At 61.3% G+C, this 20,456-nt stretch carries 20 protein-coding genes; 5 read left to right on the plus strand and 15 right to left on the minus strand.

Translation table 11 applies throughout. The features are described from left to right. The first annotated feature begins 170 nt into the window (after positions 1 to 170). Genes BFQ00_RS11515 through BFQ00_RS11525 form a run of 3 tightly spaced genes read left to right on the plus strand, consistent with a single transcriptional unit; the run spans position 171 to position 2,674 of the window. Entirely contained in the window at positions 171 to 1,178 is a 1,008-nt protein-coding gene (locus BFQ00_RS11515; RefSeq protein ID WP_065895278.1) for a methionine ABC transporter ATP-binding protein, read from the plus strand. Further along, positions 1,178 to 1,852, plus strand: a complete 675-nt coding sequence (locus BFQ00_RS11520) for a methionine ABC transporter permease (protein ID WP_065933593.1) — start codon at positions 1,178 to 1,180, stop codon at positions 1,850 to 1,852. The genes BFQ00_RS11515 and BFQ00_RS11520 overlap by 1 nt, the downstream gene beginning before the upstream one ends. A gap of 51 nt (positions 1,853 to 1,903) precedes the next feature. Beyond that, complete coding sequence (locus tag BFQ00_RS11525; RefSeq protein WP_065886768.1) at positions 1,904 to 2,674, plus strand: MetQ/NlpA family ABC transporter substrate-binding protein; 771 nt, start codon at positions 1,904 to 1,906, stop codon at positions 2,672 to 2,674. 156 nt (positions 2,675 to 2,830) lie between these two features. On the opposite strand, the gene BFQ00_RS11530 is transcribed toward BFQ00_RS11525, so the two are convergent. The 5 genes from BFQ00_RS11530 to BFQ00_RS11550 are packed head-to-tail and all read right to left on the minus strand — an operon-like array spanning position 2,831 to position 6,754. Further along, complete coding sequence (locus tag BFQ00_RS11530; RefSeq protein ID WP_065933594.1) at positions 2,831 to 3,466, minus strand: SCO family protein; 636 nt, start codon at positions 3,464 to 3,466, stop codon at positions 2,831 to 2,833. After that, positions 3,463 to 4,362: a heme o synthase gene (gene cyoE / locus BFQ00_RS11535; protein WP_065933595.1), complete on the minus strand. Its 900-nt coding sequence runs from the start codon at positions 4,360 to 4,362 to the stop codon at positions 3,463 to 3,465. Before cyoE ends, BFQ00_RS11530 begins: the two co-directional genes overlap by 4 nt. After that, entirely contained in the window at positions 4,350 to 5,429 is a 1,080-nt protein-coding gene (locus BFQ00_RS11540; protein ID WP_065933596.1) for a COX15/CtaA family protein, read from the minus strand. The genes cyoE and BFQ00_RS11540 overlap by 13 nt, the downstream gene beginning before the upstream one ends. A 10-nt stretch (positions 5,430 to 5,439) precedes the next feature. After that, positions 5,440 to 6,024, minus strand: a complete 585-nt coding sequence (locus BFQ00_RS11545) for a hypothetical protein (RefSeq protein WP_065933597.1) — start codon at positions 6,022 to 6,024, stop codon at positions 5,440 to 5,442. Continuing rightward, the gene (locus BFQ00_RS11550) at positions 5,990 to 6,754 is read right to left on the minus strand and encodes an SURF1 family protein (protein ID WP_065933598.1); all 765 of its coding nucleotides are present in this window, start codon (positions 6,752 to 6,754) and stop codon (positions 5,990 to 5,992) included. Before BFQ00_RS11550 ends, BFQ00_RS11545 begins: the two co-directional genes overlap by 35 nt. Before the next feature lie 31 nt (positions 6,755 to 6,785). Between BFQ00_RS11550 and BFQ00_RS11555 the strand changes: the two genes are divergently transcribed. Next, a complete protein-coding gene (locus BFQ00_RS11555; RefSeq protein WP_057725706.1) occupies positions 6,786 to 6,989 on the plus strand; it encodes a twin transmembrane helix small protein in 204 nt (67 codons plus the stop codon). Positions 6,990 to 6,995: 6 nt separating this feature from the next. Here the strand turns inward: BFQ00_RS11555 and BFQ00_RS11560 are convergent, their stop codons facing one another. From BFQ00_RS11560 to coxB, 4 genes are all read right to left on the minus strand, one after another. After that, positions 6,996 to 7,883, minus strand: coding sequence for a cytochrome c oxidase subunit 3 (locus BFQ00_RS11560; RefSeq protein WP_065886763.1), 888 nt, complete (start codon positions 7,881 to 7,883; stop codon positions 6,996 to 6,998). Positions 7,884 to 7,918: 35 nt separating this feature from the next. Continuing rightward, positions 7,919 to 8,470 carry a cytochrome c oxidase assembly protein gene (locus BFQ00_RS11565; protein WP_065933599.1) on the minus strand — a complete coding sequence of 184 codons (552 nt, stop codon included), beginning with the start codon at positions 8,468 to 8,470 and terminating at the stop codon, positions 7,919 to 7,921. 135 nt (positions 8,471 to 8,605) lie between these two features. Continuing rightward, on the minus strand, positions 8,606 to 10,192 hold the full coding sequence (ctaD, locus tag BFQ00_RS11570; protein WP_065933600.1) for a cytochrome c oxidase subunit I: 1,587 nt from the start codon (positions 10,190 to 10,192) through the stop codon (positions 8,606 to 8,608). Between the two features lie 58 nt (positions 10,193 to 10,250). Further along, the gene (gene coxB / locus BFQ00_RS11575) at positions 10,251 to 11,378 is read right to left on the minus strand and encodes a cytochrome c oxidase subunit II (protein WP_065933601.1); all 1,128 of its coding nucleotides are present in this window, start codon (positions 11,376 to 11,378) and stop codon (positions 10,251 to 10,253) included. A gap of 370 nt (positions 11,379 to 11,748) precedes the next feature. On the opposite strand from coxB, the gene BFQ00_RS11580 reads away from it, so the two are divergent. Then, positions 11,749 to 12,384, plus strand: a complete 636-nt coding sequence (locus BFQ00_RS11580) for a hypothetical protein (RefSeq protein WP_065886759.1) — start codon at positions 11,749 to 11,751, stop codon at positions 12,382 to 12,384. 134 nt (positions 12,385 to 12,518) lie between these two features. Here BFQ00_RS11580 and BFQ00_RS11585 read toward each other — a convergent pair whose 3' ends face one another. From BFQ00_RS11585 to BFQ00_RS11610, 6 genes are all read right to left on the minus strand, one after another. Next, entirely contained in the window at positions 12,519 to 14,066 is a 1,548-nt protein-coding gene (locus tag BFQ00_RS11585) for a SulP family inorganic anion transporter (RefSeq protein ID WP_065933602.1), read from the minus strand. 85 nt (positions 14,067 to 14,151) lie between these two features. Beyond that, entirely contained in the window at positions 14,152 to 14,883 is a 732-nt protein-coding gene (locus tag BFQ00_RS11590; protein ID WP_065895266.1) for a carbonic anhydrase, read from the minus strand. Positions 14,884 to 15,111: 228 nt separating this feature from the next. After that, positions 15,112 to 16,170, minus strand: a complete 1,059-nt coding sequence (locus tag BFQ00_RS11595) for a PA0069 family radical SAM protein (protein WP_065933603.1) — start codon at positions 16,168 to 16,170, stop codon at positions 15,112 to 15,114. A gap of 70 nt (positions 16,171 to 16,240) precedes the next feature. After that, a complete protein-coding gene (locus BFQ00_RS11600) occupies positions 16,241 to 17,539 on the minus strand; it encodes a cytochrome c (protein ID WP_065933604.1) in 1,299 nt (432 codons plus the stop codon). Between the two features lie 12 nt (positions 17,540 to 17,551). Beyond that, positions 17,552 to 19,336: a GMC family oxidoreductase gene (locus tag BFQ00_RS11605; RefSeq protein WP_065895305.1), complete on the minus strand. Its 1,785-nt coding sequence runs from the start codon at positions 19,334 to 19,336 to the stop codon at positions 17,552 to 17,554. A gap of 2 nt (positions 19,337 to 19,338) precedes the next feature. After that, the gene (locus BFQ00_RS11610) at positions 19,339 to 20,091 is read right to left on the minus strand and encodes a gluconate 2-dehydrogenase subunit 3 family protein (protein WP_065933605.1); all 753 of its coding nucleotides are present in this window, start codon (positions 20,089 to 20,091) and stop codon (positions 19,339 to 19,341) included. Positions 20,092 to 20,456 lie beyond the last annotated feature (365 nt).

Here is a 20,456-nt window from a genome sequence, read left to right on the forward strand (position 1 = left end):
AGTGACTGACAGGGTTTTGAGCCGTTCCTTTTTTATGACCTTTGGTCTCGTTATTGCCAAATCGCTGGATGGATGCGAAATAAATGCTAAGAAACGCTATACGGACAGGCTAAAATGCGCGCCCGGCTAACCGCTGATCCCTTTTCCATGCGCCCCACAAGGTTCGCTACGTGATCGAGTTTCAAAACGTCCATAAAACCTACCGCGTCGCCGGTAAGGATATTCCCGCCCTGCACCCCACCAGCCTGCGCGTCGAAAACGGCCAGGTGTTTGGCCTGATTGGCCACTCGGGTGCGGGAAAAAGTACCCTGCTGCGCCTGATTAACCGCCTCGAAGAACCCAGTGGCGGGAAGATCACGGTTGATGGTGAAGAAGTCACCGCGCTGGATGCCAACGGCCTGCGCCGTTTTCGCCAGCAGGTCGGGATGATCTTCCAGCACTTCAACCTGCTGGCGTCCAAGACCGTTGCAGACAACGTGGCGCTGCCGCTGACATTGGCCGGCGAATTGTCGCGCAAGGACATCGACCTGCGCGTGGCCGAACTGCTCGCCCGCGTCGGCCTGTCGGACCACGCCAGGAAGTACCCGGCGCAATTGTCCGGCGGCCAGAAACAGCGCGTCGGCATCGCCCGCGCCCTGGCCACCAAACCCAAGATCCTGCTGTGCGACGAGGCCACCAGCGCCCTCGACCCGCAGACCACCGCCTCGGTCCTGCAACTGTTGGCCGAGATCAACCGCGAACTCAAGCTGACCATCGTGTTGATCACCCATGAAATGGATGTGATTCGCCGCGTCTGCGACCAGGTGGCCGTGATGGACGCCGGCGTGATCGTAGAGCAAGGCTCGGTGGCCGACGTGTTCCTGCATCCAGAGCATCCGACCACCAAGCGCTTCGTCCAGGAAGCCGAACAGGTCGACGAAGGCGAGCAACGCGACGACTTCGCCCACGTGCCGGGCCGTATCGTGCGCCTGACCTTCCAGGGGGACGCGACCTACGCGCCATTGCTGGGTACCGTCGCCCGGGAAACGGGGGTGGACTACAGCATCCTCGCCGGTCGTATCGACCGCATCAAAGACATTCCCTACGGGCAATTGACCCTCGCCGTCACCGGCGGTGACATGGACGCCGCGTTTGCGCGCTTCACCGCCGCTGACGTTCATATGGAGGTGCTGCGCTAATGGACGTTTTCCTGAACTTCTTTGCCAACATCGACTGGTCCGAAATCTGGCTCGCCACTGGCGATACCATGATCATGCTGTTCGGTTCGCTGTTCTTCACGGTCGTGCTCGGCCTGCCGTTGGGCGTACTGCTGTTTCTGACGAGCCCGCGCCAACTGTTCGAACAGAAGGGCCTATATGCGCTGCTGTCGCTGGTCGTGAACATCCTGCGCTCGCTGCCGTTCATTATCCTGCTGATCGTCATGATTCCGTTCACGGTGTTGATCACCGGGACATCGCTGGGTGTGGCAGGTGCGATTCCGCCGCTGGTCGTGGGCGCCACACCGTTCTTTGCGCGCCTGGTGGAAACCGCCTTGCGTGAAGTCGACCGCGGCATCATCGAGGCCACTCAGTCGATGGGCGCAACGACGCGTCAGATCATCACCAACGCCCTGCTGCCCGAAGCCCGCCCCGGCATCTTCGCGGCGATTACGGTGACAGCGATTACACTGGTGTCCTACACGGCGATGGCCGGGGTAGTCGGTGCCGGTGGCCTGGGCGACCTGGCGATCCGCTTCGGTTACCAACGCTTCCAGACCGATGTAATGGTGGTCACCGTGGTAATGCTGTTGATCCTGGTGCAAATTCTGCAAACCGTCGGCGACAGGCTGGTGGTGCACTTTTCTCGAAAATAACGGCCATGGCCGGCCTTGTGCCGGCAGATGTCCGAACAAGGAGCTTGCTGGATGAAAAAACTACTGGTTGCTTTCGCCGCCGTTGCCGCGTTTTCCGCCCATGCCGAGACCATCACGGTCGCCGCATCGCCGGTGCCGCACGCGGAAATCCTCGAATTCGTGAAACCTGCGCTGGCCAAAGAAGGCGTGGACCTGCAGGTCAAAGTCTTCACCGATTATGTGCAGCCGAACGTACAGGTGGCTGAAAAGCGCCTGGACGCCAACTTCTTCCAGCACCAGCCGTACCTGGATGAATTCAACAAGGCCAAGGGCACTCACCTGGTGAGCGTCGGCGGCGTGCACCTGGAACCGCTGGGCGCGTACTCGAGCAAATACAAGAAGCTGGCCGACCTGCCTGACGGCGCCAACGTGGTGATCCCGAACGACGCCACCAACGGCGGCCGTGCCCTGTTGCTGCTGGCCAACAACGGCCTGATCACCCTGAAGGACCCGACCAACATCCTGTCGACCATCAAGGACATCACCGGTAACACCAAAAACCTGAAATTCCGCGAACTGGAAGCCGCCACCCTGCCGCGCGTACTGACCCAGGTCGACCTGGCGCTGATCAACACCAACTACGCGCTGGAAGCCAAGCTGGACCCGTCCAAGGACGCCCTGGTGATCGAAGGCAGCGACTCGCCTTACGTCAACATCCTGGTGACCCGCGAAGACAACAAGGATTCGGACGCCGTGAAGAAGCTGGTTGCAGCCCTGCACACGCCTGAAGTGAAGCAATTTATCGAAGAGAAGTACAAAGGCGCGATCAAGCCGGCGTTCTGATTCAAGGCGGACGCAGAGCGTGGGAACGATCTCCAACACACTGGAGATCAAAATGTGGGAGGGGGCTTGCCCCCGATAGCGGCGGGTCAGTCAACATCTTCATCGACTGACACCCTGCTATCGGGGGCAAGCCCCCTCCCACATTTGTATTGTGCGTTATTTACGCTGCAGCAACCCCGGCAACTGCGCCACCAGCTTCTGGTTGTTCAACGGCGCACGAATGAACCCGCGCTGGGTGCCATCCGGGCCGATCAGCGCCAGGTTGCCGCTGTGGTCGACGGTATAGTTCGGCTTGCTGGTGTCCGCAGGAATGAAGGGAATGCTCACGGCATTCGAGACCTTCTGCACCTCCTGCACAGTGGTGCCGGTCAACCCCCGGAATTGCGGGTCGAAATAGCCCAGGTACTGCTTGAGCTGGGTCGGGGTGTCGCGGTTGGGGTCGACGCTGACCAGGATCACCTGCAACTTGTCCACCGCCTCTTTGGGCAGTTCGCTCTTGATCTGGCGCAGTTGGGCGAGGGTGGTCGGGCAGATGTCCGGGCAGAAGGTGTAACCGAAGAACAGCAGGCTCCACTTGCCTTTGAGCTCATTGACCAGCACCGGCTGGCCGTCCTGGTCGGTCATGCTCACCGCAGGCAGCTGGCGGCTTTGCGGCAGCAGGATAATGCCGGCGTCGATCAGCGCGGTCGGGTCGCCCTGGCCTTTGCCCGAGAGCACCTTGTTGACGGTCAGGCCCATGATCAATGCCACCAGGGCCACCAGAATGAAGACAGTTTTTTGAGTTCGAGTCATAGGTTCAACAGTAGGTAGTGGTCTACGAGCAGCGCGATAAACAGCAACAGCAGGTACCAGATAGAGTACTTGAAGGTGTTGACCGCCGCGTGCGGCTGGCTGCCACGGTACAGCACCCAGGCCCATTGCAGAAAGCGCCCGCCCAATACCGTCGCACAGGCCAGGTACAACAGCCCGCTCATATGGATGACATAGGGCATCAGGCTCACCGCCAGCAGGGCGAAGGTGTAGAGCAGGATATGCACTTTGGTGTAATGCTCGCCGTGGGTGACCGGCAGCATCGGGATGTCGGCCTTGGCGTACTCCTCCTTGCGATGGATGGCCAGCGCCCAGAAGTGCGGCGGGGTCCAGGCGAAGATGATCAGCACCAGCAGCAGCGGCTCGGCGCTGACATGCCCGGTCACGGCGACCCAGCCCAACAACGGCGGCGCGGCACCGGCCAGGCCACCGATGACGATATTCTGCGGCGTTGCGCGCTTGAGAAACCCGGTATAGATCACCGCGTAGCCCAGCAACGAAGCCAGGGTCAGCCAGGCCGCCAGGGGGTTGGTGAACGCCAGTAACAGCGCCAGGCCCGTCACCGCCAGCACCAACGCAAACACCAGCGCCGCAACGGCCGAGACCCGCCCCTCGGCCAGTGGCCGTTTGTGAGTGCGCGCCATCAGCGCATCAATGCGCCGATCCACCACATGGTTGACCGCCGCCGCCGCGCCCGCACACAGGGCAATGCCCAGGTTGCCGAACGCCAGCACCGTCCACGGCACCCCGGCGCGGGTGGCGAGGAACATGCCCACCAGCGAGGTGATCAGCATCAGCACCACCACTTTCGGCTTGGTCAGCTCCAGATAGTCACGCCAGACCGCCTGGCCGTGACGCGCGCCGATCAGGGACGCCATGGCATCTCTCCTTTAAGGGTCATCAGGCCCGATGCCGGTTTTCGCGGAGTGAACCGCCAGGTGATTGGTCGTGGGTGGCGCACCCGAACCAGGCTGGTGCGCGCGTGATAATTGACCAGCACCAGGGTCAGCAAGAGCGCTGCGCCCCCGGCGTTGTGCGCCACCGCCACCGGCAGCGGCAAGCCGAACGCCACATTGCTCAGGCCCAGGCTGATTTGCGCCGCCAGGGCGATCAACAGCAAGCCCGCCAGGCGCGTCATGCCCACCGCGCGCAACTGCCAGGCCAGGCCCAGCAGCACCAGCGTGACCAGCACCGCACCCACGCGATGGGTCAGATGAATGGCGGTGCGCGCATCGCTGTCCAACTGACCGCCCAGGTAATTGGGGCCGATATGCTGGGTCAGGTGAAAGCCATTGGCGAAGTCCGCCGTCGGCCACCATTGACCGTGACAGGTCGGCAAATCGACACAGGCCACCGCTGCATAGTTGGCGCTGACCCAACCGCCCAAGGCAATCTGCCCGATCACCAGCACCAGCCCCGCCGTTGCCCAATATTGCAGGCGCCTGGGTACGATCAATGCGGGCAGCACGCCGGACAGACGCAGGCTCAGCAGGAACAGCAGGCTCAAGGTGGCAAAGCCGCCCAGCAAGTGGCCCGTCACCACCTGCGGCCACAGCTTCAGCGTCACCGTCCACATGCCAAACGCCGCCTGGGCGCACACCACTATCAATACGAACAGCGGCAATTTCACCGGCTGGCCCGGGTCACGCCGGTGGCTCCAGGCCCGCGCCGCCAACAGCGCGATGAGGATGGCGAGGGTGCCGGCAAAGTAGCGGTGGGTCATCTCGGCCCAGCCCTTGTCGGCCTCCACTGGCGTATCAGGAAAGTGCAGTTCGGCATGGGCCAGTTGGGCTGCGCTTTGCGGCACGCCGATAAAGCCATAGCACCCCGGCCAGTCCGGGCAACCCAGGCCAGCATGGGTCAGGCGGGTATAGGCACCGAGCAACACGACAATCAGCGCGAGCAGGGTGGCAAACAACGCGAGGCGAAATCCAGGCTTGGCCATGACGATGCCCTTATCCGATGTTCGACAGTTTCAACAGCAGGCGCAGGTCGTTGAGCAAGTCCTTGCCGTTGACCTTGGCGTCGTAGCGCAGCACCAGGTTGCCGTGGGGGTCGACGATCCACAGTTGCGCATCGCCAGGCGCGGCGGCATTGCGGTTGAAGGTCGACAGGTCCAGTGAATAGCGCTGCAATTGCGGGTATTCGGCCTTGAGCCGGGTGTCGTAGTCGGTGCCGACCGGCTGCGCACTGGCCAGCGCGTGGCTGGCACGGGACGCGTCGCGACCCAGGCCGATCTGCAGCTGGCGCGCCAGGTACACAAGTTGCTGGCACTCGGCGGCGCAGAGGGCGGGCGCGGTGACCAGCAACTGCCAGCGATCCTCATCGGCCTGCACGCCTATGTCTGCGCGGGTCTGACCGTTACCGATCAGTTCACCGTGATAACTGCGGCTGTCCGGCACCCAGAATTGCAGTTTGTACATAAAGGTCGCCAGCACCATCGGGCCCACCACCATCAGCAGGATCAGGAGCAACTGCCAGCGGCCCTTACGCCGGTCCGGCGCTTCAGACACGTTGAGTGGATTCATGGCGGCTCCCATGGTGCTTCTCCTTTGCGTTGTGCCATCCGAGGTAGAGGTAAAGCGCCAGCAGCGCCAGTGACATGGCAAACCACTGCACCGCATACCCCAGGTGTTTTTCCGGCCCCATGGCGACCACAGGCCAGTGGGTGTCGTACGTACCGGGCCCGGCTTCGGCGCGCAGTTCAAAGGCGAACCCATTGCGGCCCAATTCGGCCCACAGGGCGACGGGGTGCAACGCGGTCAGCAGGCGCGGCCATTGCACCGTCGCGGGATCAACCTGCAACTGGAAGGTTTCGCCGGGAGCGACGTACACCCAGGCGACCAGATTCACCGGTTGACCCGGCGTGGCGAACGCCGGTGGCGTACGGCGATCCGGCCAGGGCAGCCAGCCGCGATTGAGCAGCACCCAAAGGCCGCTGGCCTGATCATGAAAGGGTTGCAGCAACTCGACACCGGCCTTGCCGTCGCGCATACGGTTGTCGAGCAATACACTGTGGTCGGCATCGAAGCTGCCACGCAGATGAACCCGGCGAAAGGCTGGATCGGCGCTCGTCTCAAGCTGCTCGCTGCCAATAGGCTCGGCGGCACGCCGCTCGGCGTAGGTGTCGACCAGCCGCTGTTTTTCCTGACCGCGCGACAGCTGCCAGAAGCCCAGGCCAATCATCAACGGCAGCAGCATCAGCACCACCAACGTCGGTGCGATGCCGGGCCTGAAGCGCTGCCGGGCACTGGCTATACTGGATTTCATTGCCCCTCCCCGTATGGCCCGGAGCCAGACCATGCTCAAAGCACTGATTGCCCTGATGCTGATCGCGACCGTTGCGAGCCTGTTCAGTGGCTTGTTCTTCCTGGTCAAGGACGAGGGTCGTTCCAACCGCCTCGTCACTGCCCTGACCGTACGTGTGGTGTTGGCCGCAATCACCGTGGGGCTGATCGCCTGGGGCTTTTTCAGCGGCCAGTTGGTCTCGCATGCGCCGTGGTAGAACGGCTCACAGCACATACACAAAGAAAAACAGCCCAATCCACACCACATCCACGAAGTGCCAATACCAACTGGCCGCCTCGAAACCGAACTGGTGCTCGGCATTGAAATGCCCCTTCAGGATGCGCATCAGCATCACAAACAGAATGATCGTGCCGATGGTCACGTGGGCGCCGTGAAACCCGGTGAGCATGAAGAAAGTCGCGCCGTACACGCCCGAACCCAGCGTCAGGCCCAGCTCTTTATAGGCGTGGATGTACTCCTCGGCCTGGAACCCGAGAAAGGCCAGGCCCAGCAGTACGGTCAGCGCCAGCCAGAGCTTCAGCGCGCCGCGATGCCCTTTGCGCAGGGCATGGTGGGCAATGGTGATGGTCACGCTGGAGCTGACCAGCAGGATGGTGTTGACCAGCGGCAGGCCCCACGGGCTGATGGTGCCTTTGGGCGCCGGGTACAGCTTGGGGTCCGGGTTGTTCAGCAAAGGCCAGGCGAACTCGAAATTGGGCCACAACATATGCGCGATGCCCTTGGGCCCCTCGCCCGCCAACCATGGCCCCGACCAGGTGCGCACGTAAAACAGCGCACCGAAGAACGCGATGAAGAACATCACTTCGGAAAAGATGAACCAGCTCATGCCCCAGCGAAACGAACGGTCCATTTGCGCACTGTACAAACCGGCGCGGCTCTCCTTGATCACTGCGCCGAACCAGCCGAACAGCATGTACGCCAGCAACAGGCCGCCAACGAAAAAGATCCACGGGCCGTGGGATTCCGGGCGCAGCGCCTTGAGGTCGTTGAACCACACGGCCAGTCCATACACGGTCACCAACAGGCCAATCGTGGCAATTATCGGCCATTTGCTTTGCGCCGGTACGTAGTACGTATCATGAGTCGACATGTATTCGCTCTCCTGATTGAGCGGGCAAACAGTAGCTAGCCGCCGCTGCGGGCCGCCCCGGGCGGCTGACGCGCGGTGATATCGAACAGCGTGTACGCCAGGGTCAAATGCTTCACATCCCTGGGCATGGCGCGATCGACGATGAAGCGCACCGGCATCTCGATACGCTCGCCCGGCTGCAGCACTTGCTGGGTGAAGCAAAAGCACTCGGTCTTGTGGAAGTACATCGCCGCTTCGGCCGGGGAAATGCTGGGCACTGCCTGGGCGGTCATCGGTTTGTCGGTGGGGTTGTAGGCCACAAACAGCATCTCGGTCACCGCGCCCGGATTGACCACGACTTCGTCGGCCTTGGCATGGAAATCCCAGACCATATCGATGGCGTTGGTGGACAAAAACTGCACCCGCACCTGACGCGACGGGTCGACGACCTGCTCGCCTTCGTATTGCCCGCCAGTCTTGCCGTTGATGCCGAACGCCTTGCACATCACGTCGTAAATCGGCACCAGGGCAAAGCCGAAGGCGAACATGGCCAGCACCAGGATCAGCAGGCGTGTGACCAGGCGTTTGAGCGGCACGGAGTCAGCCATGACACCCACCCAAAGCGAACACAATCAATGTGGGAGGGGGCTTGCCCCCGATGGCGGTGTACCAGTCGACACTATCATTGGCTGTGAGATAGCGATCGGGGGCAAGCCCCCTCCCACAGGGGATCACGAGCGTACTCATTTGACCTCCGGCGGCGTGGTGAAGGTGTGGTACGGCGCGGGCGAGGGCACGCTCCATTCCAGGCCTTCGGCGCCATCCCACGGTTTCGCCGGTGCGGGCGGGCCGCCGCGGATGCACTTGATCACGATGAACAGGAAGAAAATCTGCGTGGCGCCGAACATGAAGGCGCCAATCGAGGACACCATGTTGAAGTCGGCGAACTGCAGGTTGTAGTCCGGCACCCGGCGCGGCATCCCGGCCAGGCCCACGAAGTGCATCGGGAAGAACGCCATGTTCATGCCCACGAAGGACAGCCAGAAGTGCAGCTTGCCGAGGGTTTCGTCATACATGTGGCCGGTCCATTTCGGCAGCCAGTAGTACGCCGACGCGAAGATGCCGAAGATCGCGCCGGGTACCAGTACGTAATGGAAATGCGCCACCACAAAGTAGGTGTCGTGGTACTGGAAGTCCGCCGGCGCAATCGCCAGCATCAGCCCGGAAAAACCGCCGATGGTGAACAGGATCACGAAGGCCACCGCAAACAGCATCGGCGTCTCGAAGGTCAATGAGCCCTGCCACATGGTGCTGACCCAGTTGAACACCTTGACCCCGGTAGGCACCGCAATCAGCAGGGTGGCGTACATGAAGAACAGCTCGCCCACCAACGGAATGCCGACCACGAACATGTGGTGCGCCCACACGATGAACGACAGGAAGGCAATGCTGGCCGTGGCGTAGACCATCGAGGTGTAGCCAAACAACGGCTTGCGCGAGAACGTCGGGATGATCGAGCTGACGGCGCCAAAGGCCGGCAGGATCATGATGTACACCTCGGGGTGGCCGAAGAACCAGAACACATGCTGGAACAGCACCGGATCACCACCACCCGAGGCACTGAAAAAGCTGGTGCCGAAGTGGATATCCATCAGCATCATGGTCACGCAACCGGCCAGCACCGGCATCACCGCAATCAGCAGGAACGCGGTGATCAGCCAGGTCCACACGAACAGCGGCATTTTCATCAGGGTCATGCCCGGTGCGCGCAAGTTGAGGATGGTTGCGACCACGTTGATCGCGCCCATGATCGAACTGATGCCCATCAGGTGAATGGCGAAGATGAAGAACGTCACGCTTTCCGGCGCATAGGTGGTGGAGAGCGGGGCGTAGAAAGTCCAGCCGAAGTTCGGCCCGCCGCCGGGGCTGAACAGGGTCGACACCAGCAGCAGGAACGCCGCCGGCAGCAGCCAGAAGCTGAAGTTGTTCATGCGCGGCAGGGCCATGTCCGGCGCGCCGATCATCAGCGGGATCATCCAGTTGGCCAGGCCGACAAAGGCCGGCATCACGGCGCCAAACACCATGATCAAGCCATGCATGGTGGTCATCTGGTTGAAGAACGCCGGCTCCACGATCTGCAGGCCGGGCTGGAACAGTTCGGCGCGAATCACCATGGCGAACGAACCGCCCAGCAGGAACATGGTGAAGGCGAACCACAGGTACATCGTGCCGATGTCCTTGTGATTAGTGGTCAGCACCCAGCGCATCAACCCTTTGGCGGGGCCGTGGGCGTGGTCGGCGTGACCATGGTCATCGATCACAGTGCTCATGGCCGTTCTCCTGCAAGCGAGTAAGCGGGGCGATTCAGTGCATGTGCAATGAAGGTAGTCATTTGCTTTGCGCCTGTTTCAGAGCCAGCACGTCTTTGGGCGTGACCATGTCGCCTTTGTTATTGCCCCAGGCATTGCGCTCGTAGGTCACGACAGCGGCGATATCGACTTCCGAAAGTTGCTTGCCGAAGGCCGCCATCGCGGTGCCGGGCTTGCCGTGATAGACAATGTTCAGGTGATCGGCGGCCGGGCCGGTGGCGATTTTCGAGCCCTTGAGCGCCGGGAACATCGGCGGCAGGCCCTGGCCTTCGGCCTGGTGACAGGCCACACAGGTGGTGTGGTAGACCTTGTCGCCGCGCGCGACCAACTCTTCCAGCGTCCACTCCTTGGAGGTCAGTTCCTTGAGCTTGGCCGCCTCTTGTTTGCGCTCACCGAGCCAGGTGTCGTAGTCAGCCTTGGATTTGACTTCGACCACAATGGGCATGAAGCCATGGTCCTTGCCGCACAGTTCAGCGCACTGGCCGCGATAGATGCCGGGCTTCTCGACACGGGTCCAGGCCTCGTTGACGAAGCCGGGGATGGCGTCACGCTTGACGGCAAAGGCCGGCACCCACCAGGAGTGGATCACGTCGGCGGCGGTCACCAGAAAGCGCACCTTGGCGCCCACCGGCAACACCAGCGGCTGGTCGACTTCCAACAGGTAATGTTCGCCCTTGGTGGCCTGGTTATGGATCTGTTCGGCGGGCGTGGCCAGGTTGCTGAAGAACTCGACGTCCTGGCCCAGGTATTTGTAATGCCACTTCCACTGGTAACCGGTGACCTGGATATCGATATCCGACTCACTGCTGTCGTAGATGTTGATCAGGGTCTTGGTCGCTGGAATGGCCATGGCCACCAGGATCAGCAATGGCACCACGGTCCATAGAATCTCCACGGTGGTGCTTTCATGGAACTTGGCTGCTACCTGGCCCGTGGATCGACGGTGCAGGATCATCGACCAAAACATCGCGCCAAACACAACGATGCCGATCACCACACAAATCCAGAAAATGGTCATGTGCAGGTCAAACACAGCGTGACTGACTTCAGTGGCCCCTGGCGCCATATTCGTTGTCCAGGCCGCGTGGGCCTGGTCGAATACCGACCACAACAGTAAGCCCATCCAAACGTGTGGATGTCGCGTCATTGCGGGTTCCCCTTTATGTTTCTTGTTATCCCGCCGGTTTGCACCTGCGGCCAAGGGAGCGGCTTCCAGACTGCTTACAACCGCCAAGCCTTGCCTGCGTCATGCAGTCGGGCGTCATCAGCTAATTGCGTTCAAATCCGAGTATAGACAGCCGTAGCGACCCCGCAATGTGTAGGGGCAAATGAGTGAAAACAGCCGGACGGGGCCCAATGAAATGGGGCACAGAATCGTTTATCCAATCAAGGTTGGTATTTCGATATAACGTCTACGTATAACCATGAAATAATTATGACAAATGCGTCTTAGGCGCTCGTATAAACGAGCTACCTTATCCTCTCCCTTTTCCTACACCTGCATGACTGGAGCCTTCATGAACACCGCCGCATTGCGCGAGCAGATTTCCCTTGCCCATCAACACGAAGCCACGACGGGCCAGCTTGCCAGGCAACTGGAAAAACAATTGCCGCACCTGCATTCGGCCATTTCCCTGGCTGACGGTGATCGCAACATTGTCATGACCCGCTTTGTCACCGCCTACATCGACCTTGTCCCCGAGTTGCTCGACGCTGCCAATGACGTGGCACGCGAAGCCGGGATCGAAAGCCAGATAAAGCCCGTGCTGAAGATCGCCGAGCATTTCTTCCTGCAGCCACCGGCGATTCTGGCCGGCCACGAAGGCCTGGACGGCCTGCTGGACGAGGCCTACCTGGCCCATCGTCTGGTGGAGGAGGTCAACGATCTGTACATCAAGCATTTCGGCCAGCCGCTGATCCCGGCGGATACCACCGTCGCCAACCTGATTGCCCATCAATTGATCGGTGAAGGTTTCGCCAACCAGTTGGACGAAGCGGTGCACCTGGCGGTGGATGAGATGCTTAACGAGGAGAGCTTTGCGCTGGAGTCGGTCGAGGCTTATCGCGAAACGCTCAAAAGCCCGAACACAGAAGCCGCGTGGAAGCGCTGGCCATGCCTGTCGCGCCAGCTGGGCGTTGAACTGGCGCTGTAATCTTCGGCTACGACGATCAAATGTGGGAGGGGGCTTGCCCCCGATAGCAGTGTGTCAGCCAAAGAGATTTCGACTGGTCCACCGCTATCGGGGGCAAGCCCCCTCCCACATTTTTTATCCGGTTTCGTCAGGTATCAGGTAGTAGACGGCGCCGAGCCAATCCCCACCGTTGTCCTTACCCGACCTTCCAACCGACGCTTCAAGCCACGCGCTTCGATCACCAGCCTGGAGCCCTTGGCCGCATTGGCCCGTCCCCATTCCTCCAGCAACTCCAGGCAGGAATGGTCGATATAACTCAGGTTATTGAGCGGCACATGCACGGTGGTTCCGGTCGGCACGGTCGACAGCACCTGCGTCAACGCCGGTACTTTGAGGAACGTCGCCGCTCCGGTCAGGCGCAACTCCATTTCACCGTCCTGAGGCAAATCGATCAGACTGATTTTCAACCGTGATGCCTTGAAGGCCAGCTTGACCAGCGTCAGACCGAAGCCCACCAGCACACCCGTCAGCAGGTCGGTGAAGATGATCGCCAGCGCCGTGGCGGCATAGGTGAACATCGGCATGCGGCCATAACGCCCCAATGCCTTGAACGCCTTCACGTCCACCAGCTTGATCCCGGTATACACCAGCACGCCGGCCAGACTCGCCACGGGGATGCTTTGCAGCACGCTCGACAGCAACAACACGAAGCCCAGCAACCACAGGCCATGGAACATCGCCGACAACCGCGTGGTGGCGCCCGCCTGGACGTTGGCCGAACTGCGCACAATCACACCGGTCATCGGCAAGGCACCGACCAATCCGCACAGCATGTTGCCCACGCCCTGGGCGGACAATTCCTTATCGAAATCCGAGCGCTGCCCGCTGTGCATGCGGTCGACCGCAGCGGCGGACAGCAGCGTCTCGGCACTGGCGATAAACGCGACGGCGAATGCGGCGATCAGCAGTTGCGGGTCAGCCAGGTTGAGCAGGTCGCTGGGGCGCAGCCAATCGATGGCATCGGACAGGTTCTCCGGTACCTCCACACGCTTGACCTGCAGGGCCAGCACCAGGCTGGTCACCGTCGCCAGGCCTACGCCCAGAAGGGCACCTGGCACAAAGCGTAACTTCTGCGGCCGGAATTTATCCCACAGGTACATCACCAGCATGGTCGACACACCAAGCAAGCCCGCCTGCCAGCCGAGCCCGCCGCCGAGGGTGGGAATCGCTTCGACCAAGGCGGCCGGAAAGCCCGCCAGGTTATCCAGCCCCGACGGTTTGGGCGCTCCGTCGAGCATCACATGGATCTGCGACAGCACGATCAACACGCCGATCCCCGCCAGCATGCCGTATACCACCGCCGGCGCCGTCACGCGGAACCAGCAGCCCAGGCGCAGACGCCCGGCCACCAATTGCAGGAAACCCGCCAGCAGCAGGATAGGCCCGAGCATCAGCATGCCGTGCTGGCGCACCAACTCGAACACCAACACCGCCAAGCCCGCTGCCGGGCCACTGACTTGCAGCGGAGAGCCCGCCAACCAACCCACCACCAGACCACCGATGATACCGGTGATCAAGCCCTTGGCCGGCGGCATGCCGGACGCGATTGCGATCCCCATGCACAAGGGCAGGGCGACCAGAAACACCACCACGGAGGCGAGCAGCTCCCGCGGCAAAACAGCTTTCAATTGAGCAGCACGCATGATGACTCTCCCGAGGCATTCGCCGGGCGCGGTAAAGCCTGGCTGCATCCATGGCAGCCACCGCATTACCCGGCAGGGAAGGGTGTTAGAAGCGCGCTTTAGGCGTCGCGGATGGAATCGGGCCTTCGCCGCCCAACGGTCGGAACGCCGACTGATCCGCATCGTAGGCGCGGATCTCGCTGGTTTCGATGTTGTAGATCCAGCCGTGAATAAACAATTGGCCATTGGCCATGCGCGAAGCCACGGAAGGGTGGGTGCGCAAGTGCTGCAACTGGGCGATGACGTTTTCTTCGGTCAGTACCTTCATGCTCTCGCCTTCATTGGCGCAGTCGCAGTTGTCGTGGACCATCGTCTTGGCGACCTCGGCATGCCGCAACCAGGCCTTGACCGTCGGCATCTTCTCGAGGCTGTCGGGATTGAGCACCGCGCGCATGGCGCCGCAATCGGAATGCCCGCACACGATGATGTGCTGTACGCCAAGGGCGAGTACCGCGTACTCGATGGCCGTGGAAACACCGCCGTTCATCTGGCCGTAGGGAGGAACCACGTTACCCACGTTGCGGGTCACGAACAGGTCGCCGGGCGAACTTTGGGTAATCAGCTCGGGCACGATGCGCGAGTCGGCGCAGGTAATGAACATCGCGCGCGGGCTCTGGGCCGTGGCGAGTTTCTTGAAGAGTTCTTCCTGCTGGGGGAAGACGTCGTGATGAAAATGCAAAAAACCGTCGACGATATGCTGCAGCGCTGCATCGGCGGTTTCCGCCACTTGAGGGGCTGAAGCCGACGCAGCCAACGGCTGTTTATCCTTATCACTCATGATTCAACCTCTTGATCAATGCAGGGGAAGTGTTCAAGTCAGTTCGACGCTCGGGCGGTGAAATAGTTGGGAAACTCCACCGACCAGGGCGCCGACTCGTCAGTCACTCGTCGAACAAGGTACCCAGCGAAACTTAACTCAAACTGAATGAACCGCTCTAGATCGGGGGTTTCAGTGATATCAAAACGCGACTATTCCTACAGCAATTTCGCACTTGCCTGCTTCAGTCTACAACAATGCCATTTGCCTGCCCGGTGGGCAAAACGCCGTGCAATCAAGATTGAAGCCTTCACGGCGATTCAATCCCAGACGCTTGATCGCCTTGCTGAAACGCTGGGCCAGCAGATCGGCAAACGGGCCCTCACCGCGCATGCGCACACCAAAGCGGCTGTCATACACCTCGCCACCACGCACCTGACGCACCAGGCTCATCACATGCGCCGCGCGCTGCGGGTAATGCGCCGCCAGCCATTCCTCGAACAGCGGTGCCACCTCGAGCGGCAGGCGCAGCATCATGTACGCGGCACTTTGCGCACCGGCGGCATGGGCCTCGGTGAGCAGGCTTTCCAACTCGCTGTCGTTGATCATCGGAATCATCGGCGAGCACAGCACGCCGACCGGAATACCCGCCTCCCGCATCACCCGTATCGCCCGCAACCGCGCCTTGGGTGCCGCCGCACGCGGCTCCAGGATGCGCTTGAGCTCATCGTCGAGGCTGGTGAGGCTGATCATCACCGCCACAAGCCGTTGGCGGGCCAGTTCGGCGAGCAGGTCCAGGTCGCGCAGGATCAATGAACCCTTTGTGATGATGGTCACCGGGTGCCGATAGCGCAGCAGCACTTCGAGGGTTTGCCGGGTGATCCTGTATTCACGCTCGATAGGTTGGTACGGGTCGGTGTTGGAGCCCAGGTTGATCGGTGCGCACACATACCCCGGCTTCGAGAGTTGCTGCTCCAGCACGTCGGCGGCATTGCTCTTGGCGATCAACCGGGTTTCGAAATCCAGCCCCGGCGACATGTCCCAGTACGCATGGCTGGGCCGTGCATAGCAGTAGATACAGCCGTGCTCGCAGCCGCGATAAGGGTTGATGGAGCGATCAAACGGCAAGTCCGGCGAGTTATTGCGGGTGATGATGGTCTTGGCCGTTTCGATGCGCACTTCGGTGCCCTGGGTGGGCGGCACTTCCTGGAACCAGCCGTCGTCCTCGGCCACGCTGACGGTGGGCGCGAAACGGTTATGCAGGTTGGTGGCCGTGCCCCGGCCACGGGGTGGCAGTGCAGTGGTCATGAAAACGCCTCGATACTGTTTTTATATACAGTATCGAGGCGCGCGCTATCTGACCAGTGCCGTTTGGCAGTCAGTGCTTTTGCGTGACCTGCCCCAGATCGTCACCCGAGGTGGTGCGCATATCGCTCTTGCGCAGATCGGCTACGTCGCTGGCATTCACCGGTGCGCCTTGGTTGCCCCAGCTGCCGCGAATGAAACTGACTACATCCGCCACTTCCTGGTCCGACAAGCGCCAGGCGAAGGCCGGCATGGTGAAGGTCGACGGCGCGGCGTGGGTGGCGGGCAAGGTGCCGCCGTTCAACACGATGTTGATCAACGACGTGGCATCCGCCGTCTGCAGCACCGGGTTGCCCGCGAGCGCCGGGAACACCCGGGTATAGCCATGCCCATCGGTACGGTGGCAGGCCGCGCAGTTGTCGATATACACCGAAGCGCCCGGCTTGCTGTCATCCCCTTTCCACAGCGCCTGGGCCACTTGTTGGTCGTACTGGTGCGGCTGGTCCTTGGGGTCCACCGCCGGCAGGCTCTTGAGGTAACGGGCGATAGCGGTCAGGTCGTCCTGGGACATGTATTGCATGCTGTGGACCACCACATCACTCATGCCGCCGAACACAGCGCTGCGATCGCTGCGACCGGTCTTGAGAAATTGCACCAGTTGCTCTTCGCTCCAACTGCCGAGGCCGTCCTTGTGGTCGCCGCGCAGGCTTTTCGCAATCCAGCCTTCCAGCGGCGCGCTGCCGGACAGGAATGCGCTGCCGTCGGCGGCGCTCAGGGCTTTTTCCTGCATGGTCAGGGCGCGGGGTGTATGGCATGCACCGCAATGGCCGAGGCCTTCGACCAGGTAGGCGCCACGGCTGACCACCGGGTCGGCGGTGGTGTGTGCCTGATGCTCCTCGACCGATGGCGCGAACATCCAGCGCCATGCTGCCAGGGGCCAGCGCATGCTCAACGGCCAGGGAATATCACTGTCGCGGTTCTGCTGGGCGACCGGCTCGACGCCTTTCATGAAGTAGGCATACAACGCCTGCATATCGCTGTCGCTGACACGTGCGTAAGACGGGTAGGGCATTGCCGGGTAAAGCGTACTACCGCTCTTGGCGACGCCATGGCGCACGGCCTTGTCGAAGTCTTCGAAGCTGTAGTCACCCAGGCCGGTCTTGTCCGGTGTGATGTTGGTGGAGTAAATCACGCCAATGGGGGTTTCCATCGGCAGGCCGCCGGCGAATGGCTTGCCGCCCTTGGCGGTGTGGCAAGCCACACAATCACCGGCGCGGGCCAGGTATTCACCTTGCTTGATCAGGTCGGTTTCAGCCGCACTGACCGAGCAACTGCTCAGCAGCGCCAGAGAGGCGATAACGAGTGCTTTCATGGTCATCGCTCCTTATGCCTGAACCAGCGGGCCGGGGTTTTTCAGGTACTGCTCGCGGATTGCCCGAGCCGACCAATAGGTCAAAGCTGCCACCAGACCGGTAGGGTTGTAGCCCAAGCCTTGTGGGAAAGCGGACGCTCCCGGGACAAACACGTTGTGTACATCCCAGCTCTGCAGGTAGCGGTTCAACGCGCTGGTTTTCGGGTCGGTGCCCATGATCGCGCCGCCGTTGAGGTGCGTGGTCTGGTACGACGCGGTATTGAAATGCTCGCCGACTTTTTTGCCAAGAACGGCGATTGCCTTGGGATTCATGGCCTGGGCGACCTTGCCCATTTTTTCCATCATGAAGCGGTTCATCTTGATGTCGTTTTCCTGCCAGTCGAAGGTCATTCGCAACAGCGGCAGGCCGTAGGCATCGCGGTAAACCGGGTCCAGATCCAGGTAATTGCTGCGGTAGGACTGATGCGCACCGTGGGAATCCATCGACACCTGGTGGGTGTAGTAATCGGCGGTGGCACGCTTCCACGCACTGCCCCAGGCCGGCGTGCCCGGCGGGTTGGAAGTGCCGGCAATCGGCCGGCTGCCCGCCTGGTTGACCCACATCGGCGAGCCGCCCACGAAGCCGTGGGGGCCGTGGTCGAAGTTGTCGGCGTTGAAGTCATCGATGGCCACGCCATTGCCGCCCGCGCCGATGAAGTTGTTGGTGTGGGTGTCCTTGTCGAAGAACGCCTTGATGGTGCCCATGTTCTGGTAGGCAAAGTTCCTGCCGACCACGCCTTCATTGGTAATCGGGTCGTAAGGCTTGCCGATGCCCGACAGCAGCATCAGGCGCACGTTGTGGAACTGGAACGCGCCGAGGATCACCAGGTCCGCCGGTTGTTCGCACTCCCGACCCTGGCCGTCGACATAGCTCACACCGGTGGCTTTCTTCCCGGTGCTGTCGAGGTTGACCTTGAGCACATGGGAGTTGGGCCGCAACTCGAAATTCGGCACCTGGCGCAACGCCGGCAGGATGTTCACGTTCGGCGACGCCTTGGAGTACATGTAGCACACGTAGCCACTGCAAAAACCGCAGAAGTTGCACGGCCCCATCTGCGCGCCGTAAGGGTTGGTATAGGGCCCGGAGGTATTGGCCGACGGCAGGTTGTAGGGTTTGTAACCCACATCAGCAGCCGCTTTCTGAAACAGCTGCGCAGAGACCGTGTTTTTCTGCGCCTCCAGCGGGAACGGGTTGGAGCGATCCGGTGCATAGGGGTTGCCGCCGCGACCTTCACCGACCAACTGACCCTTGACGGTCCAGGCCTGGCCGGAGGTGCCAAAGACTTTTTCCGCGTAGTCGAAAAATGGCTCCAACTCTTCGTAGCTGACCCCGAAGTCCTGGATGGTCATGTCCTTGGGAATGAAGTGCTTCCCATAGCGTTCTTCGTAGTGGCTGCGCATGCGCAACTCGATGGGGTCGACGCGAAAATGCACGCCCGACCAGTGCAGGCCTGCGCCGCCGACACCGTTACCCGGCAAGAAGGCGCCGAGCTGACGGTTGGGCAGGGCGACGTCATTCACACTATGGCGAATGGTCACGGTTTCTTTGGAAATGTCCTGGAAGAGCTTTTTACGCACGCTGTAGGTCAGTTCGTCGATGACCTGAGGATAGTTGCCGTCCGGGTAGGTGTCCTGCATCGGGCCGCGCTCCAGCGCTACCACGTTGAGGCCGGCCTCGGTCAGCTCCTTGGCCATGATCGCGCCGGTCCAGCCAAAGCCCACGATCACTGCGTCCACTTTCTTCATGATGGTCGCCACGCTCATGCCCTCTCGCCGCGAATGGAAACAGCCGGGAAGGGGTATTGCTCGTTGCGCTCCACCCAGTCCATGAAATCGGCGCGGGCGCCGGGGAAGCCGATCATGGTCCAGCCGACCATGCCTTTGTTGCCGCCGTGGATGGGGTCGCAGAAGAAGCCTTCCTTGGTGTTCTGCAGCAACAGATTGAAGAACATCTTTGCTGGCACTGCCGCGAAGTGAGCGCTCACTTCACTGCCACCGGCCTCAAGGCGGCGCAACATATCGTCTCGGGTAGCGCTGTCTTGCGCAGCAAAAACTTTACCGTTGAACGCCTTCGACCAGGCATCCGTCGCGGCGATACCCAGGCGATAGATCTCCCTGGGCACCAATTTGCTCTGCCAGCCCATCTCCGGCGCGGCGTCGGCATTGAAGGGGCCTTGCATGAACCACAGCGCGCCACTGGCGTACGGGGTACTCATCTGACGGTCGATGTATTCCGGCGCGCCGGCTTCCAGAGCGCCTGGGCCCTGGGCATCAGCGGGAATCAAACGCTCGACGGCAGCGTTGATAAACGCCCATTCCTCGGCGGTGAAATAAGTCGGTTCATACGCCTTGTCACCGGGAGCCGGCTGGACCGGCGCGGCCTGGGCAGGCTCGGGCGTGGCCATCAGCATCGAACCGCCAAAGCCGGTACTGGCAACCGTGACCACCGGGATCAAGGTCAAGGATTTGCGCAAAAAATCACGCCGGGGGTTGTCTTGATCTTGATCAGACATGGGTGCACCTCATCATGTGGTCACGGGGTTGGCCGCCGCTTCTGGGGAGCGACTTGGCTTTTTTTGCTGGGAGCGGCAATTAATGGTTACAAATGATAGCAGGCTAAGCATGTGGAGGAGGAATTCAGCGACGTAAGTCGCATACAGGCGGGAAAAAAATGCGAGAAGACTTCCGATGGCGATGGGTCAGTCATGTGCAGGCGCAGGTATACACAACTCAGCAGCGCCCAACCGTAACCACGATGCGCAGCGAGCCGCTCTTGATCTTGATTCTGCTTTTGATCTCAGGCGCCCCGTTAAACCACGCTGGCCGAACGCAGGCTTGAATCCGTGGGTAACCCGGCAGGACGCCGGGTTAGCCGCAC

The sequence above is a fragment of the Pseudomonas sp. 28 E 9 genome (assembly GCF_900004785.1).
GTDB classification, from domain to species: domain Bacteria; phylum Pseudomonadota; class Gammaproteobacteria; order Pseudomonadales; family Pseudomonadaceae; genus Aquipseudomonas; species Aquipseudomonas orientalis_A.

What these genes read in the sequence shown, in the direction of transcription:
- BFQ00_RS11520 (WP_065933593.1), top strand. Translation starts at nt 1,178, where the DNA reads ATGGACGTTTTCCTGAACTTCTTTGCCAACATCGACTGGTCCGAAATC.
- BFQ00_RS11525 (WP_065886768.1), top strand. Translation starts at nt 1,904, where the DNA reads ATGAAAAAACTACTGGTTGCTTTCGCCGCCGTTGCCGCGTTTTCCGCC.
- BFQ00_RS11530 (WP_065933594.1), bottom strand. Translation starts at nt 3,466, where the DNA reads ATGACTCGAACTCAAAAAACTGTCTTCATTCTGGTGGCCCTGGTGGCA.
- cyoE (WP_065933595.1), bottom strand. Translation starts at nt 4,362, where the DNA reads ATGGCGTCCCTGATCGGCGCGCGTCACGGCCAGGCGGTCTGGCGTGAC.
- BFQ00_RS11540 (WP_065933596.1), bottom strand. Translation starts at nt 5,429, where the DNA reads ATGGCCAAGCCTGGATTTCGCCTCGCGTTGTTTGCCACCCTGCTCGCG.
- BFQ00_RS11545 (WP_065933597.1), bottom strand. Translation starts at nt 6,024, where the DNA reads ATGGGAGCCGCCATGAATCCACTCAACGTGTCTGAAGCGCCGGACCGG.
- BFQ00_RS11550 (WP_065933598.1), bottom strand. Translation starts at nt 6,754, where the DNA reads ATGAAATCCAGTATAGCCAGTGCCCGGCAGCGCTTCAGGCCCGGCATC.
- BFQ00_RS11555 (WP_057725706.1), top strand. Translation starts at nt 6,786, where the DNA reads ATGCTCAAAGCACTGATTGCCCTGATGCTGATCGCGACCGTTGCGAGC.
- BFQ00_RS11560 (WP_065886763.1), bottom strand. Translation starts at nt 7,883, where the DNA reads ATGTCGACTCATGATACGTACTACGTACCGGCGCAAAGCAAATGGCCG.
- BFQ00_RS11565 (WP_065933599.1), bottom strand. Translation starts at nt 8,470, where the DNA reads ATGGCTGACTCCGTGCCGCTCAAACGCCTGGTCACACGCCTGCTGATC.
- ctaD (WP_065933600.1), bottom strand. Translation starts at nt 10,192, where the DNA reads ATGAGCACTGTGATCGATGACCATGGTCACGCCGACCACGCCCACGGC.
- coxB (WP_065933601.1), bottom strand. Translation starts at nt 11,378, where the DNA reads ATGACGCGACATCCACACGTTTGGATGGGCTTACTGTTGTGGTCGGTA.
- BFQ00_RS11580 (WP_065886759.1), top strand. Translation starts at nt 11,749, where the DNA reads ATGAACACCGCCGCATTGCGCGAGCAGATTTCCCTTGCCCATCAACAC.
- BFQ00_RS11585 (WP_065933602.1), bottom strand. Translation starts at nt 14,066, where the DNA reads ATGCGTGCTGCTCAATTGAAAGCTGTTTTGCCGCGGGAGCTGCTCGCC.
- BFQ00_RS11590 (WP_065895266.1), bottom strand. Translation starts at nt 14,883, where the DNA reads ATGAGTGATAAGGATAAACAGCCGTTGGCTGCGTCGGCTTCAGCCCCT.
- BFQ00_RS11595 (WP_065933603.1), bottom strand. Translation starts at nt 16,170, where the DNA reads ATGACCACTGCACTGCCACCCCGTGGCCGGGGCACGGCCACCAACCTG.
- BFQ00_RS11600 (WP_065933604.1), bottom strand. Translation starts at nt 17,539, where the DNA reads ATGAAAGCACTCGTTATCGCCTCTCTGGCGCTGCTGAGCAGTTGCTCG.
- BFQ00_RS11610 (WP_065933605.1), bottom strand. Translation starts at nt 20,091, where the DNA reads ATGTCTGATCAAGATCAAGACAACCCCCGGCGTGATTTTTTGCGCAAA.